The sequence below is a fragment of the Pseudomonas sp. HMSC065H01 genome, from assembly GCF_001815235.1.
GTDB classification, from domain to species: domain Bacteria; phylum Pseudomonadota; class Gammaproteobacteria; order Pseudomonadales; family Pseudomonadaceae; genus Pseudomonas; species Pseudomonas aeruginosa.
The window spans coordinates 284327-302357 of the sequence record NZ_KV819862.1 but is presented as its reverse complement, the minus strand read 5'-3'; the positions used below and the strand labels follow the sequence as shown (position 1 = coordinate 302357).

General features: G+C 66.4%; 18 protein-coding genes and 2 tRNA genes. 11 read left to right on the top strand and 9 right to left on the bottom strand.

The window, feature by feature from the left end:
- Positions 1-116 precede the first annotated feature (116 nt).
- A tRNA-Gly gene (locus HMPREF3014_RS10910) sits at positions 117-192 on the bottom strand.
- A 2-nt stretch (positions 193-194) separates the two neighbouring features.
- Positions 195-270, bottom strand: a tRNA-Glu gene (locus HMPREF3014_RS10905).
- Positions 271-487: 217 nt separating this feature from the next.
- On the opposite strand from HMPREF3014_RS10905, the gene HMPREF3014_RS10900 reads away from it, so the two are divergent.
- On the top strand, positions 488-1261 hold the full coding sequence (locus HMPREF3014_RS10900) for a hypothetical protein (protein WP_003114771.1): 774 nt from the start codon (positions 488-490) through the stop codon (positions 1259-1261).
- Between the two features lie 61 nt (positions 1262-1322).
- Positions 1323-1985, top strand: a complete 663-nt coding sequence (locus HMPREF3014_RS10895; RefSeq protein WP_003114770.1) for a glutathione S-transferase family protein — start codon at positions 1323-1325, stop codon at positions 1983-1985.
- Positions 1986-1994: 9 nt separating this feature from the next.
- Here the strand turns inward: HMPREF3014_RS10895 and HMPREF3014_RS10890 are convergent, their stop codons facing one another.
- Both HMPREF3014_RS10890 and HMPREF3014_RS10885 read right to left on the bottom strand, forming a co-directional pair.
- On the bottom strand, positions 1995-2477 hold the full coding sequence (locus HMPREF3014_RS10890; RefSeq protein ID WP_003090905.1) for a GAF domain-containing protein: 483 nt from the start codon (positions 2475-2477) through the stop codon (positions 1995-1997).
- The gene (locus HMPREF3014_RS10885; RefSeq protein ID WP_003098802.1) at positions 2474-3364 is read right to left on the bottom strand and encodes an ATP-binding protein; all 891 of its coding nucleotides are present in this window, start codon (positions 3362-3364) and stop codon (positions 2474-2476) included. Before HMPREF3014_RS10885 ends, HMPREF3014_RS10890 begins: the two co-directional genes overlap by 4 nt.
- 82 nt (positions 3365-3446) lie before the next feature.
- Between HMPREF3014_RS10885 and sagS the strand changes: the two genes are divergently transcribed.
- Positions 3447-5807, top strand: a complete 2361-nt coding sequence (gene sagS / locus HMPREF3014_RS10880) for a two-component system sensor histidine kinase/response regulator SagS (protein WP_003158678.1) — start codon at positions 3447-3449, stop codon at positions 5805-5807.
- An 18-nt stretch (positions 5808-5825) separates the two neighbouring features.
- Here the strand turns inward: sagS and ospR are convergent, their stop codons facing one another.
- From ospR to msrB, 3 genes are all read right to left on the bottom strand, one after another.
- A complete protein-coding gene (gene ospR / locus HMPREF3014_RS10875) occupies positions 5826-6317 on the bottom strand; it encodes a hydroperoxide stress response transcriptional regulator OspR (RefSeq protein ID WP_003114767.1) in 492 nt (163 codons plus the stop codon).
- Positions 6314-6799: a glutathione peroxidase gene (locus HMPREF3014_RS10870; RefSeq protein ID WP_003090910.1), complete on the bottom strand. Its 486-nt coding sequence runs from the start codon at positions 6797-6799 to the stop codon at positions 6314-6316. Before HMPREF3014_RS10870 ends, ospR begins: the two co-directional genes overlap by 4 nt.
- A 111-nt stretch (positions 6800-6910) precedes the next feature.
- Entirely contained in the window at positions 6911-7309 is a 399-nt protein-coding gene (gene msrB / locus HMPREF3014_RS10865) for a peptide-methionine (R)-S-oxide reductase MsrB (protein WP_003090911.1), read from the bottom strand.
- A gap of 184 nt (positions 7310-7493) precedes the next feature.
- Here msrB and HMPREF3014_RS10860 point away from each other — a divergent pair, with 184 nt between their 5' ends.
- From HMPREF3014_RS10860 to HMPREF3014_RS10845, 4 genes are all read left to right on the top strand, one after another.
- Positions 7494-8705, top strand: coding sequence for a pyridoxal phosphate-dependent aminotransferase (locus HMPREF3014_RS10860; protein WP_003090913.1), 1212 nt, complete (start codon positions 7494-7496; stop codon positions 8703-8705).
- A gap of 51 nt (positions 8706-8756) precedes the next feature.
- Entirely contained in the window at positions 8757-9209 is a 453-nt protein-coding gene (locus HMPREF3014_RS10855; RefSeq protein WP_003115276.1) for a hypothetical protein, read from the top strand.
- A 133-nt stretch (positions 9210-9342) separates the two neighbouring features.
- Positions 9343-10218, top strand: coding sequence for a protease HtpX (htpX, locus tag HMPREF3014_RS10850; protein WP_003090915.1), 876 nt, complete (start codon positions 9343-9345; stop codon positions 10216-10218).
- 140 nt (positions 10219-10358) lie between these two features.
- A complete protein-coding gene (locus tag HMPREF3014_RS10845) occupies positions 10359-11486 on the top strand; it encodes a M14 family metallopeptidase (protein WP_003114765.1) in 1128 nt (375 codons plus the stop codon).
- A 31-nt stretch (positions 11487-11517) separates the two neighbouring features.
- On the opposite strand, the gene HMPREF3014_RS10840 is transcribed toward HMPREF3014_RS10845, so the two are convergent.
- Positions 11518-12174, bottom strand: coding sequence for a thiopurine S-methyltransferase (locus HMPREF3014_RS10840; RefSeq protein ID WP_003106082.1), 657 nt, complete (start codon positions 12172-12174; stop codon positions 11518-11520).
- 55 nt (positions 12175-12229) lie between these two features.
- A complete protein-coding gene (locus HMPREF3014_RS10835) occupies positions 12230-12676 on the bottom strand; it encodes a universal stress protein (protein WP_003106084.1) in 447 nt (148 codons plus the stop codon).
- Positions 12677-12805: 129 nt separating this feature from the next.
- On the opposite strand from HMPREF3014_RS10835, the gene HMPREF3014_RS10830 reads away from it, so the two are divergent.
- The 4 genes from HMPREF3014_RS10830 to HMPREF3014_RS10815 all read left to right on the top strand — a co-directional run bounded on the left by HMPREF3014_RS10830 (position 12806) and on the right by HMPREF3014_RS10815 (position 18007).
- On the top strand, positions 12806-13765 hold the full coding sequence (locus HMPREF3014_RS10830; protein WP_003143729.1) for a LysR family transcriptional regulator: 960 nt from the start codon (positions 12806-12808) through the stop codon (positions 13763-13765).
- Positions 13766-13902: 137 nt separating this feature from the next.
- On the top strand, positions 13903-15495 hold the full coding sequence (locus HMPREF3014_RS10825; protein ID WP_023087191.1) for an MFS transporter: 1593 nt from the start codon (positions 13903-13905) through the stop codon (positions 15493-15495).
- A gap of 11 nt (positions 15496-15506) precedes the next feature.
- Positions 15507-16571, top strand: a complete 1065-nt coding sequence (locus HMPREF3014_RS10820) for an HlyD family secretion protein (RefSeq protein ID WP_003114760.1) — start codon at positions 15507-15509, stop codon at positions 16569-16571.
- Entirely contained in the window at positions 16568-18007 is a 1440-nt protein-coding gene (locus HMPREF3014_RS10815) for an efflux transporter outer membrane subunit (protein ID WP_003106094.1), read from the top strand. Before HMPREF3014_RS10820 ends, HMPREF3014_RS10815 begins: the two co-directional genes overlap by 4 nt.
- Positions 18008-18031 lie beyond the last annotated feature (24 nt).

Genomic DNA, 18031 nt, shown 5'->3' with positions numbered 1-18031 from the left:
AGGTCGTGCTCTACCAACTGAGCTATTCCCGCGTTACAACTTGTTGCCCGTTCGGCCGAAACCGAACCTTTGACGCCTAACTTTCACCAACCCCGCCGAAGCCAGGTTGTAGAATTTGGAGCGGGAAACGAGACTCGAACTCGCGACCCCGACCTTGGCAAGGTCGTGCTCTACCAACTGAGCTATTCCCGCAATGGCGTCCCCTAGGGGACTCGAACCCCTGTTACCGCCGTGAAAGGGCGGTGTCCTAGGCCACTAGACGAAGGGGACGCGGCCCGGAACTTACAACAGATCTTTCCGGCTTCCAGTGTTTCGCGTTTGGCTTCACGCTGGAAGTGGCGCGCATTTTATGGAGCGTCCGGGGAGGCGTCAACCCTTCTGAGAAAATTTTTTTAAATCAAAGACTTCTGTGCAAATAATGAGCTGCTGCTATCAGTGGTAGCACCAAGACATTAGACTGAGAAAATTCTTACAGCGGAGTCCCAAGGTGTCGCCACTCCTCATTACCGCCCTCATCATCGGCGGGATCGCCCTCCTAATCGCCATTGGCTATATCAACCACGTGGTGGAAAACAGCAAGCTGGAGAAAGCGCGCCTGAAAGCCGAACTCAACGACCGGGTCCGGCGCTGCGCGCAGATTTCCGAGAGCCTTCCCGGCCAGTTCGTCAGCCCGTCGCTGAAGCTGTTGATGAGCCAGATCGAGCTCAGCCTCAGCGAGCAGCAACTGGCGCTGCAGAAGAAAGCCGATGCCGGGCTCAAGGCTCGTATAGAAGAGTTGCGCGCGCTGGTCGCCAAGGGCGAGTCGATCCCGGTGCGCAATCCGCCCCAGGCGATCCTGACCGAGGACAAGGCCAAGGAAGTCCGCTTCCTCTTCGAAGCCCTGCATGCCCAGCTCACCCGTTTCACCCAGGACGGCCACCTGCCGCGCAGCGAGGCGCAGATCTGGGTCAAGGAGATTCGCCACCTCCTGGTGCGCCTGCATATCGAGTTCTTCGGCAATCTCGGCCAGCAGGCCCTGCAGCAGAACGAACCGCGCCAGGCGCGCCTGGCCTTCGAACGCGGCGCCCAGTACCTGCGCAAGCAGCCCGAGCTGGCGCGCTACCAGGCGGAGCTGCAGCAGATGGAAACGCAGCTGGCCCGCGCCAACGCGATGGTGCTGAACAACAGCCAGCCGGCGAGCGAGGAGCCCAGCGAACTCAACGAGGGATTGAAGGCCCTCGATGCAGACGACCTGTGGAAGAAGAAGAACGTCTACGACTGATTCCGGCCTGCCTACGGCAGCCGTGCTATAACCCAGGCTCATATCGACCGAGGAAATCGTTATGAGCCTGACACTCTACGGAGCCCCACTGTCTCCGTTCGTCCGCAAGGTCCGCCTGCTCCTGGCCGAAAAGGGCCTCGACTACCAGTTGGAAGCGATCGCCCCGTTCGGCCAGCCGGCCTGGTATCGCGAGATCAGTCCGCTGGGCCGCATCCCGGCGTTGCGCGACGGCGACCTGGCCCTCGCCGACTCCAGCGTGATCTGCCAGTACCTGGAAGAACGCTATCCCGAACCGCCGAATCTCCAGGGCGACGCCCCCGCCAGCCGCGCAGCGGTGCGCTGGCTGGAAAAATACGCCGACTACGAGATCGCTCCCCTGGCCACGCTGACGATCTTCCGCAACCGGATACTCAAGCCGGCGATGGGCCAGGCCTGCGAGGAGAACGACGTGCGTCGCGCGCTGGAGGAAAAGCTGCCAGCGCACTTCGATTACCTGGAAAACCATCTCGACGGCCGGGCCTTCTTCGTCGGCGAGCGACTGACCCTCGCCGACCTGGCGATCGCCAGCCAGTTGGTCAACCTGCGTCACGCCGGCGAAAACCTGGACGAGCAACGCTGGCCGGCCCTCGCCGCGCATTTCGCGCGGATGCTCGAACGCCCGGCGATGCAAGCGCTGCTGCCGGGGGAACGACGGACCCTCGACAAGCTCGCAGCGAAAGCCTGAACGCGTCGCTCAGCAGTCCGTCAGGCGCAGGAATATCTCCACCAGGCCTTCGATCCCGGCCTGGTCCTCGGCGCTGAAGCGTCCCACGCTCGGGCTGTCCAGATCGAGCACAGCGACCAGGCGGCCGTCCTTGAGCAGGGGCACCACCAGTTCGCTGCTGGAAGCGCTGTCGCAGGCGATGTGGCCGGGAAACGCGTGGACGTCGTCGACCCGCTGGGTCAGCCGGGTACGCGCCGCGGCGCCGCAGACGCCCTTGGAGAAGGGGATGCGGACGCAGGCGACCTTGCCCTGGAACGGTCCCAGGACCAGTTCCTCGTTGCGGTTCAGATAGAAGCCGGCCCAGTTCAGGTCGCCCAGCTCATGGAAGAGAAAGGCGGAGAACTGCGCGGCGTTGGCGATGAAATCGCGCTCGTCGGCGAACAGCGCCTCGGCCTGCGCCGCCAGCAGGGCGTAGCCGGCCAGCCCGGCGCCAGATTGCTGCAGATCGATCATGCCTGGCGCTCCAGCAGTTGCTTGCCCACCCAGTAGCGGGAGAACTGATAGGCGCAACGGCCGTTGCGGTTGCCGCGGCCAAGCGCCCAGCGGATCGCTTCCTTCTCCAGTTCCTCGCTCCAGCTCCAGGCCAGCCCGGCCTTCTCCGCGAGCACGTCCACCCAGTGGTGAACCACGCTGAGGAAATGCTCCTGGGTGAAGGGATAGAACGACAGCCACAGGCCGAAACGGTCGGACAAGGCGATCTTGTCCTCCACCGCTTCGTTGGGATGCAGCTCGCCGTCCACCATCTTCCAGTTCTCGTTGTCGCTCTGCTTCTCCGAAACCAGGTGCCGGCGGTTGGAGGTGGCGTAGAGCAGCACATTCTCCGGCGCCTGTTCCAGCGAGCCGTCGAGCACGCTCTTGAGTACCCGGTAGTCGCCTTCCCCGGCATCGAACGAGAGGTCGTCGCAGAACAGTACGAAGCGCTGCGGCAGGCCTTGCAGTTGCTCGACCACGCGCGGCAGGTCGGCCAGGTGGTCGCGCTCGATCTCGATCAGGCGCAGCCCGGCGCCGGCCAGCTCGGCCAGCAGCGCACGAACCAGGGAGGACTTGCCGGTCCCGCGGGCCCCCCAGAGCAAGGCGTGGTTGGCCGGCTGGCCGGCGACGAACTGGCGGGTGTTGCGTTCCAGTTGCTCGCGCTGCCGCTCTACGCCCAGCAGGTCGGCCAGGCGCAGGTCGAGGCTGACCTCCAGCGGCTGCAGGTAGCCGCTACGGCCGTCGCGGTGCCAGCGCGCCGCCAGGCTGCGCTCCCAGTCGACGGCTTCGCGTACGGCCGGCAGCAGCGGCTCCAGGCGCGCGAGCACGCTTTCGGCGCGGGCAAGAAAATCGCTCAATCGGGAATCCACTCTGTTCTCCTCGGATCGGACTGACGTCACGGATCGATCATCGGTTGCGCCCAGGAACCCCGACAGACGGTCGGGATGGGCTATGCTAGGCGGCAGAACCTCGCCAAGGCTGATCCCCGCCCCCATGGATATAGCGCTGACCCATCGCCTGTCGTTCAAACAGGCCAGCCTCACCGTGCTGGTGGCCTTTATCCTGGGAACCCTGCTCAGCCTGATTCAGGTTGGCGTCGATTATGCCAGCCAGGACGCATCCATCAATCGCGAAGTGCGCGCGCTGCTGGACGTCAGCCACAACCCCGCCGCGCGAATCGCCTACAACATCGATGCGGAGCTGGCCCAGGAGCTGGTCCTCGGCCTGCTCCGTTCGCCCGCCGTGGTCCGCGCGGAAATCATCGACACCTCCGGCCTGCCGCTGGCCAGCGCCTCGCGCGAATCCGCCGAAAGCCGCCTGCGGCCGCTCAGCGACTTCCTCTTCGGCCACAAGCGGGTCTACGAGGACCCGTTGCATGTCGACCATGCGCCGGGCGAGGCCCTCGGCGTACTGCACCTGGAAATCGACACCTTCGTGTTCGGCAACGACTTCCTCCGTCGCGCCGGCATCACCCTGCTCTCCGGCTTCGTGCGCAGCCTGCTGCTGTCGCTGATCCTGCTGGTGCTCTTCTATACCCTGCTGACCAAGCCCCTGGTCAGCCTGATCCAGGCCCTCAGCGGACACGATCCACGCTCGCCGGCACGCATGCGCCTGCCCTGCCCCAAGGGCCACGAACGCGACGAGATCGGCGTGCTGGTGGAAGTCATCAACCGCCAGCTCGGGCGCATCTCGGTAGAGATCGAACAGCGCCGGGAGGCGGAGAACCGCCTGACCCAGTACCTGGAGGAGCTGGAAAGCATCGTCGCCGCCCGTACCGCCGAGCTGAAGGCTGCCAACGCGCGCCTGACGCTATCCAACCAGGAACTCGAAGAAGCCCGCCAGACCGCTCTCGATATGGCCCAGGCCCGCGCCAGCTTCCTGGCCAACATGAGCCACGAGATCCGCACGCCGCTGAACGGCCTGCTCGGCATGCTCTCGCTGAGCCTCGACGGCCCGCTCACCCCGGAACAGCGCCAGCAGCTGTCGATCGCCCACGACTCCGGCAAGGTGCTGGTGGAATTGCTCAACGACGTGCTCGACCTCTCCAAGTTCGAGGCCGGGCAACTGGTCCTGGAACAGATCCCGTTCGACCTGGGCGTCCTGGTGGAAGACACCGCCAGCCTCCTCTCGCAGAACGCCGCGGCCGGCGTGGAGCTGACCTGCCTGGTCGACCCCGCCCTGCCCGCCCAGGTTTCCGGCGACCCGACGCGGATTCGCCAGGTCGTCAGCAACCTGCTGTCCAACGCGCTGAAGTTCACCCGCCTGGGGCGGGTCGACGTTCGCGTGGAAGCCACCGCCGAGGGTGTGCGCATCAGTGTGCGCGACACCGGCATCGGCATCGCCCAGGAGGCGCTGGATCGCATCTTCCAACCGTTCACCCAGGCCGACGCGGGTATCACCCGCCAATACGGCGGCACAGGCCTCGGCCTGGCCCTCACGCGCAAGCTGTGCGAGGCCATGCAGGGCGAGCTGACGGTGGAGTCGACGGTCGGCCTGGGCAGCCTGTTCAGCGTCGGCCTGCCGCTGGCGCCGGTCAGCCCTCCGCTGCAGGCGCTGCCGCTGCGCGGCCGGGTGATCGCGCAATGCTCGGCCAACAGCGGGCTGGCGCAGCTGCTGCAAACCTGGCTGCCGCGCTGGGGCCTGGAGTACAAGCGTCTGGAGACCGACGACAGCCTGCTCGGCCACTCGCTCGACGTACTGATATCGGATTGCCCGGACTGTCTGATGGGACTGCGTCCGAGCATCGGTACGCCGATCCTGCTGGTCACCGCCTACGGCAGTTTCCTCGAACCGGAGCTGGCCCGCCGCCTGTCGCCGCTGCGCCAACTGGCCAGGCCGCTGAGTCGCAACCAGTTGTACCAGGCCCTGAAACACGTGCTCGAACACACTGCCATAGCCCCGTCGAGCGCCTCGGACACCACGGGAGAACAGCGCAACACCCGGGTCCTGCTGGTGGAGGACAACCCGGTCAACCAGTTGGTCGCCAAGGGCCTGCTGCACAAGCTCGGCTGCCAGGTATGGATCGCCGAACACGGGCTGAATGCCCTGAAGATGCTGGAGGAGCATCCCATCGACCTGGTCCTGATGGACTGCAACATGCCAGTGATGGACGGCTACGAAGCGACCCGGCAGATCCGCGACAGCGGACGCTGGGGCGGCCTGCCGATCATCGCGCTGACCGCCAACGCCCTGCCGGACGAGCGCGAACGTTGTCGTGCCGCCGGCATGGACGACTACCTGGCCAAGCCTTTCCACCGCGACGAACTGAAAGCCATCCTCGACCGTTGGTGCCCGCTCACCGCGAGCGACTAGCCGGCCTCGCGACGACGGCTAGCCTCCTACCACCAGACGGAAGCGCGACAGCAATCCGCCCAGGCGCTGGTGCAGGTCGAACATCTCGTTGAGGTCGAAACCGGTGCTGCAGATCAGCTGCTGGCGCAGCGGAATGACCCGTTCGCGCAAGGTGATCCCCGGCACCGTCAGCGTCAGGTGCACTTCCCGCTCATCGTGACTGGCGCGACGGCGATCCACCAGGCCGAGCTGTTCGAGACGCTTGAGCAAGGGCGTCAGGGTTCCGGAGTCGAGCAGCAGGCGGTCGCCCAAGGCCTTCACCGTCGGCTGCTCCGGCGGGCTCGCATGCCACTCCCAGAGCACCAGCATGACCAGGTACTGCGGGTAGGTCAGGCCGATCTGTTCGAGCAGCGGCCGATAGCCGCGGATCACCGCGCGCGAGGCGGCGTACAGCTTGAAACACAGCTGGTTGTCGAGCAGCAGCGATTCTTCGACGCCATCCGGCCTGGCGACTTTTCCCCGGGTGCTCATTCAAGCAGCGCCTCGATCGCCGAGCTCAGCTCCTCCGGCTTGGTGGTCGGCGCATAGCGCTTCACCACCTGGCCATCGCGGCCGATCAGGAACTTGGTGAAGTTCCACTTGATGCCCTGGCTGCCGAGCAGGCCCGGCGCGCGCTTCTTCAGGCTGACGAACAACGGGTGGGCGCCGGCGCCGTTGACCTCGATCTTCCTGAACAGCGGGAAGCTCACCCCGTAGTTCAGTTCGCAGAACTGCGAAATCTCGCCCTCGTCGCCCGGTTCCTGCTTGCCGAACTGGTTGCAGGGGAAGCCGAGCACCACCAGTCCGCGCTCACGGTATTTTTCCCACAAGGCCTCCAGCCCCTGGTACTGCGGGGTGAAGCCGCACTTGCTGGCGGTGTTCACCACCAGCAGCGCCTTGCCGCCGAAGTCGGCCAGGGTCTTCTGTTCGCCCTTGATGGTGGTGCAGGGAATGCTCAGCAGCGAATCGCTCATGGCTTGTCTTCCTTGTTGAGGGTGGGTCTCGAAACAAAGTAGCTCGCAACTCAATTGCACACAAATTGATTGAATGAAAAACGACCCGAACCAAAGACGGGTCGTCGCTCTCTAGCTCTCCCGCGGCACCAGCTTCAGCGAGGCCGAGTTGATGCAGTAACGCAACCCGGTGGGCCGGGGGCCATCCGGGAAGACGTGCCCCAGGTGGGCATCGCAGCGACCGCAGCGGACCTCGATGCGATGCATGCCGTGGCTGAAGTCGTCCAGTTCGCGGACCGCCTCGGCGTCCACCGGCTGGAAATAGCTCGGCCAACCGCTGCCGGAGTCGTACTTGGCGTCGGAGTCGAACAACGCCGTGCCGCAGCAGGTGCAATGATAGATCCCGGGGGTCTTGGTGGCGTGGTATTCGCCACTGAAGGCGCGTTCGGTACCGCCCAGGCGACAGATGTGGAACTGCTCTTCGGTCAACTCCTCGCGCCAGGAGTCCAGGGGCTTGTCGATCTTGCTCATCGGCTCTACCTCGCGATCTGAAAAATGCCCGGCGCTCCCTTTTCCGGGGGACGGGCCGCACGTATCATGCGTGCTCCTTATAGACGCCAGTCTGTCATCCGCGTTACAGCCTGCCAAGCCGCGATCCAGCGGGCTTTTCGCAGCCTGTTCCACGGTGTTCGCTCACTTCGGGACTCGACACATCATGCAGGTCAGCAAATCGAACAAGCTCGCCAACGTCTGCTATGACATTCGCGGGCCGGTGCTCAAGCACGCCAAACGCCTAGAGGAAGAGGGTCACCGCATCCTCAAGCTGAATATCGGCAACCCGGCGCCGTTCGGTTTCGAAGCTCCCGAGGAAATTCTCCAGGACGTCATCCGCAACCTGCCGACCGCCCAGGGCTACAGCGACTCCAAGGGCCTGTTCAGCGCGCGCAAGGCAGTGATGCAGTATTACCAGCAGAAGCAGGTGGAAGGCGTCGGCATCGAGGACATCTACCTCGGCAACGGCGTGTCGGAACTGATCGTGATGTCCATGCAGGCGCTGCTGAACAACGGCGACGAGGTGCTGATCCCCGCTCCCGACTACCCGCTGTGGACCGCCGCCGTCAGCCTCGCCGGCGGCAAGCCGGTGCACTACCTGTGCGACGAGCAGGCCAACTGGTGGCCGGACCTGGAAGACATCAAGGCGAAGATCACGCCGAACACCAGGGCGATGGTGATCATCAACCCGAACAACCCCACCGGCGCGGTGTATTCCAGGGAAGTGCTGGAAGGCATGGTCGAACTGGCCCGCCAGCACAACCTGGTGCTGTTCTCCGACGAGATCTACGACAAGATCCTCTACGACGGCGCCGTCCACGTCTCCACCGCCTCGCTGGCGCCGGACGTGCTCTGCCTGACCTTCAACGGCCTGTCCAAATCCTACCGGGTGGCCGGCTTCCGCTCCGGCTGGGTGGCGATCTCCGGGCCCAAGCAGCGGGCACAGAGCTATATCGAAGGTCTCGACATCCTCGCCAACATGCGCCTGTGCGCCAACGTCCCGGCGCAGCACGCGATCCAGACCGCCCTGGGCGGCTACCAGAGCATCAACGATCTGGTCCTGCCGCCGGGGCGCCTGCTGGAGCAGCGCAACCGCGCCTGGGAACTGCTCAACGACATCCCCGGCGTCAGCTGCGTGAAGCCGATGGGCGCGCTGTACGCCTTCCCGCGGATCGATCCGAAGGTCTGCCCGATCCACAACGACGAAAAGTTCGTCCTCGACCTGCTGCTCTCGGAAAAACTGCTGATCGTCCAGGGCACCGCCTTCAACTGGCCGTGGCCCGACCACTTCCGGGTGGTCACCCTGCCCCGCGTCGACGACCTGGAGCAGGCGATCCTGCGCATCGGCAGCTTCCTCAAGGGCTACCAGCAGTAACCCCCCCGCTCCCGCGGCGCCGCTGGCGCCGCCCTGCCCGGCGACCCATCCATGGACCTGCAGATCGACGACTTCCACAAGGACGCCGCTGGCGGCCTCCTGCTTCTCTACCAGGCGTTTCCGCGCAAGACCGCGCTCTACGTCGAAGACCTGATCGGCCGCGAGGCGCCGGACGAGTTCGGCCTGCCGAGCAAACGTCACCAAAGTTGTCTGGGCGCGTTGCTCTGGCTCGCCGAGGAAGGCTACCTGCGCTTCGCCAACACCATTCATTACGAGGCTCTCGACCAGGCGGTGCTCAGCGAAAAGGCCTTCCTAAGACTTACCCGTATCGTCCCCCGGGCCGCGGCGGCGCTGGCCGAGGCGCCGGCCAGCGTGCGCCGCGAACAGGCCAGCCTGGCCAACCAGTTGCGCCAGGCGCTGGCGCAGGGCGACGGCGAACGCCTGGCCGGGCTGACCCGCCTGCTGTTCGAGGGCAACCTGGGCGCGCAAGGCGACACAGTTTGAAATAGTCCCTCGATTGAATCGCCATGGACCGCCCCTTATATAACCCCGCATGATTATCAGGAGCCCGTTCGCCCGCCCCGGCGGCCTGCGAACCGCGCTCCGTGCCTTCAGCCGTGAGGAGAAGCTTTACACCATGATGCGCATCCTGTTGTTCCTGGCCACCAACCTGGCAGTCCTGGTGATTGCCAGCATCACCCTGAAACTGCTCGGGGTGGACCGCTTCACCGGCCAGAATTACGGCAGCCTGCTGGTCTTCTGCGCCGTGTTCGGTTTCGCCGGTTCGCTGGTCTCGCTGTTCATCTCCAAGTGGATGGCGAAGATGAGCACCGGTACCGAAGTCATCAGCCAGCCGCGCACCCGTCACGAACAGTGGCTGCTGCAAACCGTCGAAGAGCTGTCCCGCGAAGCCGGCATCAAGATGCCGGAGGTCGGCATCTTCCCCGCCTACGAGGCCAACGCCTTCGCCACCGGCTGGAACAAGAACGACGCGCTGGTCGCGGTCAGCCAGGGCCTGCTCGAACGTTTCTCGCCCGATGAGGTGAAAGCCGTCCTCGCCCACGAGATCGGTCACGTCGCCAACGGCGACATGGTCACCCTGGCATTGATCCAGGGCGTGGTGAACACCTTCGTGATGTTCTTCGCGCGGATCTTCGGCAACTTCGTCGACAAGGCCATCCTGAAGAACGAGGACGGCCCGGGCATCGGCTACTTCGTCGCGACCATCTTCGCCGAACTGGTGCTCGGCATCCTCGCCAGCATCATCGTCATGTGGTTCTCGCGCCGCCGCGAGTTCCGCGCCGACGCCGCCGGCGCCCACCTGGCCGGCACCGGCGCGATGATCGCCGCGCTGCAACGCCTGCGTTCGGAACAGGGCGTGCCGGTGCAGATGCCCGACACCCTGAACGCCTTCGGCATCAATGGCGGCCTCAAGCACGGCCTGGCCGGCCTGCTGATGAGCCACCCGCCGCTGGAAGATCGTATCGAAGCGCTGCGCGCCAGCGCACGCTGATCCGCTTTCACACTTGGGACAGGGCGACCATCGGTCGCCCTTTTTTTATGCCCGGGAAAGCCACCTATCCATGGTCGCTTTGACAGCCGCGAGCCAGCCCCGGAACATGCGGGTCCGTGATTTCGCCCGATGAGGTTCCCATGCAGATCCGCGCCGATTTCGACAGCGGCAACATCCAGGTCATCGATGCCAGCGATCCCCGCCGGATCCGCCTGGCGATCCGTCCCGACCTGGCCAGCCAGCATTTCCAGTGGTTCCACTTCAAGGTCGAGGGCATGGCTCCCGCCACCGAGCACTGCTTCACCCTGGTCAACGCCGGCCAGTCGGCCTACAGCCATGCCTGGAGCGGCTACCAGGCAGTCGCCTCGTACGATGGCGAACGCTGGTTCCGCGTGCCGTCGCAATACGACGCCGACGGCCTGCATTTCCAGCTGGAACCGGAGGAAAGCGAAGTCCGCTTCGCCTACTTCGAGCCCTACAGCCGCGAACGGCATGCCCGCCTGGTCGAACGTGCGCTCGGCATCGAGGGCGTCGAACGGCTCGCCGTCGGCACCAGCGTGCAAGGCCGCGACATCGAATTGCTGCGGGTCAGGCGCCATCCCGACAGCCACCTGAAGCTGTGGGTCATCGCCCAGCAGCATCCCGGCGAACACATGGCCGAATGGTTCATGGAAGGCCTGATCGAGCGCCTGCAGCGGCCGGACGATACGGAAATGCAGCGCCTGCTGGAAAAGGCCGACCTGTACCTGGTGCCGAACATGAACCCGGACGGCGCGTTCCACGGCAACCTGCGCACCAACGCCGCCGGCCAGGATCTCAACCGGGCCTGGCTGGAGCCGAGCGCCGAGCGCAGCCCGGAAGTCTGGTTCGTCCAGCAGGAGATGAAGCGCCATGGCGTCGACCTGTTCCTCGACATCCACGGCGACGAGGAAATCCCCCACGTATTCGCCGCCGGCTGCGAGGGCAACCCGGGCTATACGCCCCGCCTGGAACGGCTCGAGCAACGCTTCCGCGAGGAACTGATGGCGCGCGGCGAATTCCAGATCCGCCATGGCTACCCACGCAGTGCGCCGGGCCAGGCCAACCTGGCGCTGGCCTGCAACTTCGTCGGGCAGACCTACGACTGCCTGGCGTTCACCATCGAGATGCCGTTCAAGGACCACGACGACAACCCGGAGCCCGGGACCGGCTGGTCCGGCGCCCGCTCCAAGCGGCTCGGCCAGGACGTCCTGAGCACCCTTGCGGTGCTGGTCGACGAACTCCGCTGAAAATGGACGGGGCGCCGCGCGGCGCCCCGTTTCAGCCTCTCTCCAGCAGGTAGACGGCCTCGTCCAGCCAGGACACCCCGCGCTCGAGGAATTTCCAGTTGACGCCGAGCACGTCGCCGCGCTCCAGTTCCTCGATCCGCCAACCGCCAGCGTAGTAGCCACGCACCTCCTCGTCGGGCACGGCGAACGGCGGACCGGCCATCTCCGCCTGCGGGTAGTCGATGGTGACCAGCAAGCCGAGGCTGCGCGTCGGCAGGACCGCCTGGAGATGCCCGGCATAGCGCTCGCGCATCTCCGGCGGCAGGGCGATCAGCGCGGCGCGGTCGTAGAACGCCCTGCACTGCGCCAGGTGCTCTGCCTGCAAGGCGAAGAAATCACCCTGCAGCAGGGTGATGCCGGCGACCCGGTAGCGGCGGAAACCATCCAGTTGATCGATCTCGGGGCGCAGGTCGTGCTCCTCGAAGAAGTCGCTCACGGCCTTTTCCGAAAGCTCCACCCCCAGCACCTCCAGTCCCTGGGCGGCCAGCCAGGCCAGGTCCAGGGTCTTGCCGCACAACGGCACCAGGATCTGTTCGCCCGCTTGCAGTCGCAGCCGCGACAGGTGGCGCATCAGGTAGGGATTGATCTCGTCCAGGTGGAAGCCGATCTGGTTGTTCGCCCAGCGGGCGTGCCAAAAATCCGCCTGCATCCTGTCCTCCGCATTCGTGGGAAAAACCGCAAGGTGGCGACAATCGGCCGGCAGGTCAACTCCCCTGCGCATCTCCCTCGCGCACTTCCACCAGCACCGGACACGGCGCCTCGCGGATCACCCGGTCGCCGACCGAAGGATCGAGCAGGCGCTCCAGCCGTCCCAGGTGCCGATGGCCGATGACGATCAGCTCGCAGCCCAGGCGCCGCGCCTCGCCCAGGATCACCTGCACCGGGTCGCCGGCACGCAGCTCGGCCCGTACCTCCAGCTCGCACCCGGCTAGCAGCGCACAAGCCTCGTCGAGCACCTGCCGGGCCTCTTCGCACTCGTGCGCGGCGGGCGGATAGTCGAGCAGCGTCGGCCGGCCCGGCAACGCATAGCCGGCGTCCACCGCGCACAGCAGGTGGACCCGCGCGCCCGGCGCGGCGGCCTGCCGCGCCAGCTCGGCAATGCGACGGGTCTGCGGGCCGCCGTCGATGGCGACCAGGAGCGTATGGAACATCGGCAAATCCTCGGATAGAGCGTGCACCGGCATTCTTCGGCAGCCACCGGTGCGCGTAAAGGCACCGCGAACGCAATCCAGCAATGCAGCGAACGCACGCATGGGAGAACGAAAGACTGCACCCTGCGCATGCCAGCGTGCTTATACTTCCACTCCATGCATCTTCCCGATCTGAATCTCCTGGTCGCCCTCAACGTTCTTCTCGAAGAGGGCAGCGTGGTCGGAGCCGCGCGCCGCATGCACCTCAGCCCACCGGCGATGAGCCGTACCCTGTCACGGATCCGCGAGGCGGTAGGCGACCCGATCATGGTCCGCGCCGGCCGCAAGCTGGTGCCCACGCCCCGTGCCCTGGAACTGCAGGAGCAGGTCCGGCAACTGGTGGACCAGGCCCGCGACCTGTTCAACACTCGCGAGACCATCCAACTGGACAAGCTGGAGCGCTGCTTCACCCTGCGTTCCAACAACACCCTGGTCGGCGGTCTGTCGATACGCCTGCTGGAGATCTTCGCCGAGGAGGCGCCGCGCTGCACCCTGCGCTTCGTGCAGGAGTCGGACATCGACGACGAGGCACTGCGGCAGAACCGCATCGACCTCTACATCGGCGCCTCGTCCTGGATGGAACCCGAGGTCAAGACCCAGCAGTTGCTCACCACCCGCTTCGTCGGCCTGGCCCGCCAGGGGCACCCGATCTTCGACGGCGAGATCACTCCGCAGCGGTTCGTCGCTTTTCCGCATATCGCCGTCTCGCGTCGTGGCCTCAACCATGGACCGCTGGACCAGGCCCTGGGAGAACTCGGCCTGAAGCGCGACGTCAAGCTGATCAGCCCGACCTTCCACTCGGCGATCTTCGCCCTGCCCGGCTCCGACCTGCTGCTGCCGATCGCCGAGCATTCCCTGTGGCGGGCCAACCGACTGGGCCTGGGCCTGCGCCAGTTCGACATCCCGGTGCCGTTGAAGACCGTGATGGTGGTCCAGGCCTGGCATCCACGCTTCGACAACGATCCCGCGCACCGCTGGTTCCGGCAAACGATCAAGCGGATTTGCGAGGAAGTGCAGAGCGATCCCCATCCGCTGCTTGGCTCCAACTGAAACAGATGCACAAAATGCACTGATTCATTTCGATCATTTCAATTTTCACACTACCGGGACGCTCCTAGACTGCGGCGGAAATCAGAAGAGTTTCCGCCCATGCCTTGTTTCCCCACCCTCGCCGTAGCGAGGTCGCGATGACTTCGCTCGCCACCCCGCTCGGCCAGCCGACGCCAACCGCAGCCCCCGCCGCCCAGCCTTTCGGCGCGCGCATCGTGGTAGGCCTGCTCGGCGTGCTGCTCGCCTCGCTCACCGCCGGTCTCAATGGTCATGTCACCGAGATCGCCATGACCGATGTGCGCGGCGCACTCGCCATTGGCCATGACGAAGGCACCTGGCTGACCGTGCTCTACGAAGCCACCCAGGTCGCCGCCATGGCATTCGCGCCCTGGTGTTCGGTGACCTTTTCCCTGCGCCGCTTCACGCTCTTCGCCATCGGCGGCTTCGCCCTGCTGGCCCTGCTCTGTCCGTTCGCGCCGAACCTCGAGAGCCTGCTGGTCCTGCGCACCCTGCAAGGGCTGATGGCCGGCTGCCTGCCGCCAATGCTGATGACCGTGGCGCTACGCTTCCTGCCACCCGGGATAAAGCTCTATGGCCTGGGCGCCTATGCCCTCACCGCGACCTTCGGGCCCAACCTGGGCCTGCCACTGGCGGCGTTCTGGTTCGAATACGTCGGCTGGCAGTGGGTGTTCTGGCAGGTCATTCCACTGTGCCTGGTGGCGATGGCCGCGGTGTCCCATGGCATCCTCCAGGACCCGGTGCGCCTGGAACGCTTCCGCCAGTTCGACGGCATCGGCCTGCTCACCGGCTTCCCGGCGATCTGCGCCCTGGTGATCGGTCTGCTGCAAGGCGAACGCCTGGACTGGTTCGAGTCGCCGCTGATCTGCCTGCTGCTGGGCAGCGGCAGCCTCCTGCTGGGGCTGTTCCTGGTCAACGAATGGAGCCACCCGCTGCCGTTCTTCCGCCTGCAGTTGCTGAAGCGCCGCAACCTGACCTTCGCCCTGATCACCCTGGCCGGCGTGCTGGTGGTGCTCGGCGCGAGCATGGGCGTGCCGACCGAATTCCTCGCCGAGATCCGCGGCTACCGCCCCCTGCAGAGCGTACCCATGGTGTTGCTGGTGGCCCTTCCGCAGCTCGTCGCGCTGCCGCTGGTGGCGGCCCTCTGCAACATCCCGCGGGTCGACTGCCGCTGGGTGCTGGCCTGCGGCCTGTGCCTGTGCGCCGGTGCCTGCCTGAGCTTCAGCCAACTGACGGCGGACTGGGTGCGCGAGGACTTCTACCTGCCGATGCTGTTACTGGTGGTCGGCCAGCCGATGGCGGTGATTCCGCTGCTGATGCTCTCCACCAGCGTCATCGCGCCCATCGAGGGACCCTTCGCCTCGGCCTGGTTCAACACCGTCCGCGGCTTCTCCGGGGTAGTCGCCACCGCGGTGATCGGCGCCCTCGGCACCGCCCGCGAGCACTACCACTCCAACCGCCTGGTGGATCACCTGGGCAATGCGTCCCAGGCCGTCGAACTGCGCCTGCAACAGATCGCCGGCCTGCAACCGGGCGCCGACTCCGGCGCGCACTGGCAGCACCTGGCCGAACAGGCCCGCCAACAGGCCCAGGTGCTGGGCAACGCCGACGTGCTGCTGGCGATGGCCGGCCTGGCCTGCGCCCTGCTGATCCTGATTCCGATCCTGCCGCAACGGGCCTACCCGCCCCGCCCGGTCGCTCCCACACACTGAAAGGTCGCTGTATGTCGTTCATCACTTCGCGCAAGGGCAGCCTGCTGCTCGCCGCCCTGCTGGTCCTGACCCTACTGGTCTACCTGCTGTTCCACCTGCTCGCCCCACGGGTCGTGCAGAGCACCGACGACGCCTATGTGCACGCCGATTTCACCCTGGTCGCGCCGAAAGTCGCCGGCTTCGTCCAGGACGTTCTGGTCGAGGACAACCAGCCGGTCAAGGCCGGCCAGTTGCTCGCCCGCCTCGACGACCGCGACTTCCGCACCGCCCTGGCCGCCGCCGAAGCCGACGTGCTCGGTGCCGAGGCCAACCTGGCCAATGCCGAGGCCAACCTGCAACGCCAGCAGGCGCTGATCGAACAGGCGCGGGCCAAGGTCCGCGCCGAGCAGGCCGAGCTGGTCTTCGCCCGTCACGAGCAAAGCCGCTACCAGACCCTCGCCAGCAAGGGCGCCGGCAGCCTGCAGAACGCCCAGCAGGCGCAATCGCGGATCGATACCGCCAGCGCCCGGCTGGCCGAGGGCCAGGCCGCAGTGGATGCCACGCGCAAGCAGGTGAGCGTCCTCGAAGCCCGCGTCGGCCAGGCCCGTGGCGACCTGCAACGCATGCAGGCGCGACGCGACCAGGCCCGACTGGACCTCTCCTACTGCGAACTCCGCGCGCCCTTCGACGGCCAGGTCGGCCGCCGCCAACTGCGCGTCGGCGCCTATGTCACGCCGGGCAGCGCGCTGCTGGCGGTGGTGCCACTGCAGCAGGCCTACGTGGTCGGCAATTTCCAGGAAACCCAACTGACCCACGTCTCTCCCGGACAGGCCGTGGAGATCCGCGTCGATACCTTCCCCGGCGAGGTTCTGCGCGGCCATGTCGACAGCATCGCACCGGCCACCGGCCTGAGCTTCGCGCCGATCGCCCCGGACAACGCCACCGGCAACTTCACCAAGGTGGTCCAGCGGATCCCGGTGAAGATCGTTCTCGAGCCGCGCCAGGCCATGGCGGGCAAGTTGCGTGTGGGCATGTCGGTGGAAGCACGGATCGACACCGCGACCGGCACCCGCTCCGCCGAGGTCGCCCAGCAATGAAAGGCACTCCGCTCCTGCTTATTGCCAGCCTGGCGCTCGGCGCCTGCAGCCTCGGCCCCGACTTCACCCGCCCGGACCGCCCTGCGCCCGGCGAATGGTCGCTCCAGGCCGCTGCCGGCAACCCCAGCCACCTCGCCGCCGCGCCGCTCGCAGCCCAATGGTGGACGCTGTTCGACGACGCGCAATTGAACGCCCTGCTGCAACGGGTCCAGCGTGCCAACCTCGACCTGCGCAGCGCCGCGGCGCGCCTGCAGCAGAGCCGCGCGATCCGTCGCAGCCTCGGCGGTGACGCCCTGCCCTCGGTGGACGCCAGCGGCACCTACCAGCGCCAGCGGACCACCAGCGCCGGCCTGTTCGATCCCTCCGGCAAGGCCGGCAAAGGCAACTACAACCACGCCCTGGCCGGCTTCGACGCCTCCTGGGAGCTGGACTTCTGGGGCCGCGTGCGACGCGAGCTGGAAGCCGCCGACGCGACGGTGGAAGCCAGCGAGAACGAACTGCGCGACGTGCAGGTCTCGGTGCTGGCGGAAGCCGCGCGCGACTATATCCAGTTGCGTGGCGAACAGAACCGTGCGGCGATCATCCGCGACAACCTCGAGACTGCACGGCGCAGCCTGGAACTCACCCGCACGCGCCTGGCCAACGGCGTCGCTACCGACCTCGAGGTAGCCCAGGCGCTGGCCCAGGTGGCCAGCATGGAGGCACGCCTGCCCGAGGTGGAAAAGAACCAGGCGCACCTGGTCAACGCCCTCGGCTACCTGGTCGGCGCCAGCCCCGGCAGCCTGCTCGCCGAACTCGGCCCGGCGCGGGCGATTCCGCGTCCGCCGGGCAGCGTGCCGGTCGGCCTGCCGTCCGAACTGGCCCAGCGCCGCCCCGACATCCGCCGTGCCGAAGCGCGCCTGCACGCGGCTACCGCCAGCATCGGCGTGGCCAAGGCGGACTTCTATCCGCGCATCACGCTCAACGGCAACTTCGGTTTCGAATCCCTGCAACTGTCCAGCCTGGGCGACTGGGACCATCGCCAGTTCGCCATCGGCCCGGCGTTCAGCCTGCCGATCTTCGAAGGCGGACGCCTGCGCGGACGCCTGGAGCTACGTGAGGCACAGCAGCAGGAAGCCGCCATCGACTACCAGCGCACCGTGCTGCGTGCCTGGCAGGAAGTCGACGACGCGATGCACGACTACGCCGCCAACCAGCGCCGCCAGGAGCGCCTCGGCGAAGCCGTGGCGCAGAACCGCCGCGCCCTGCAGAGCGCCCGCGAGCAATACCGCGCCGGCGCGGTGGACTTCCTCAGCGTGCTCGACAGCCAGCGGCAACTGCTGGACAACCAGGAACAGCAGGTCGCCAGCGACGAAGCGGTGTCGCTGACCCTGGTCAACCTCTACAAGGCGCTGGGCGGCGGCTGGAGCCCAACGTCCGACCCGGCGTCGGGCTGAGACGGCGCCGGGCGCGGACCGGCG

Excerpts from the sequence above, each read along its gene's own strand:
- HMPREF3014_RS10890 (WP_003090905.1), bottom strand. The coding sequence starts at position 2,477 with ATGATCGATCTGCAGCAATCTGGCGCCGGGCTGGCCGGCTACGCCCTG.
- HMPREF3014_RS10895 (WP_003114770.1), top strand. The coding sequence starts at position 1,323 with ATGAGCCTGACACTCTACGGAGCCCCACTGTCTCCGTTCGTCCGCAAG.
- HMPREF3014_RS10815 (WP_003106094.1), top strand. The coding sequence starts at position 16,568 with ATGAAAGGCACTCCGCTCCTGCTTATTGCCAGCCTGGCGCTCGGCGCC.
- HMPREF3014_RS10855 (WP_003115276.1), top strand. The coding sequence starts at position 8,757 with ATGGACCTGCAGATCGACGACTTCCACAAGGACGCCGCTGGCGGCCTC.
- HMPREF3014_RS10825 (WP_023087191.1), top strand. The coding sequence starts at position 13,903 with ATGACTTCGCTCGCCACCCCGCTCGGCCAGCCGACGCCAACCGCAGCC.
- ospR (WP_003114767.1), bottom strand. The coding sequence starts at position 6,317 with ATGAGCACCCGGGGAAAAGTCGCCAGGCCGGATGGCGTCGAAGAATCG.
- HMPREF3014_RS10830 (WP_003143729.1), top strand. The coding sequence starts at position 12,806 with ATGCCAGCGTGCTTATACTTCCACTCCATGCATCTTCCCGATCTGAAT.
- sagS (WP_003158678.1), top strand. The coding sequence starts at position 3,447 with ATGCTAGGCGGCAGAACCTCGCCAAGGCTGATCCCCGCCCCCATGGAT.
- HMPREF3014_RS10840 (WP_003106082.1), bottom strand. The coding sequence starts at position 12,174 with ATGCAGGCGGATTTTTGGCACGCCCGCTGGGCGAACAACCAGATCGGC.
- HMPREF3014_RS10860 (WP_003090913.1), top strand. The coding sequence starts at position 7,494 with ATGCAGGTCAGCAAATCGAACAAGCTCGCCAACGTCTGCTATGACATT.
- msrB (WP_003090911.1), bottom strand. The coding sequence starts at position 7,309 with ATGAGCAAGATCGACAAGCCCCTGGACTCCTGGCGCGAGGAGTTGACC.
- HMPREF3014_RS10835 (WP_003106084.1), bottom strand. The coding sequence starts at position 12,676 with ATGTTCCATACGCTCCTGGTCGCCATCGACGGCGGCCCGCAGACCCGT.
- HMPREF3014_RS10845 (WP_003114765.1), top strand. The coding sequence starts at position 10,359 with ATGCAGATCCGCGCCGATTTCGACAGCGGCAACATCCAGGTCATCGAT.
- HMPREF3014_RS10820 (WP_003114760.1), top strand. The coding sequence starts at position 15,507 with ATGTCGTTCATCACTTCGCGCAAGGGCAGCCTGCTGCTCGCCGCCCTG.
- htpX (WP_003090915.1), top strand. The coding sequence starts at position 9,343 with ATGATGCGCATCCTGTTGTTCCTGGCCACCAACCTGGCAGTCCTGGTG.
- HMPREF3014_RS10870 (WP_003090910.1), bottom strand. The coding sequence starts at position 6,799 with ATGAGCGATTCGCTGCTGAGCATTCCCTGCACCACCATCAAGGGCGAA.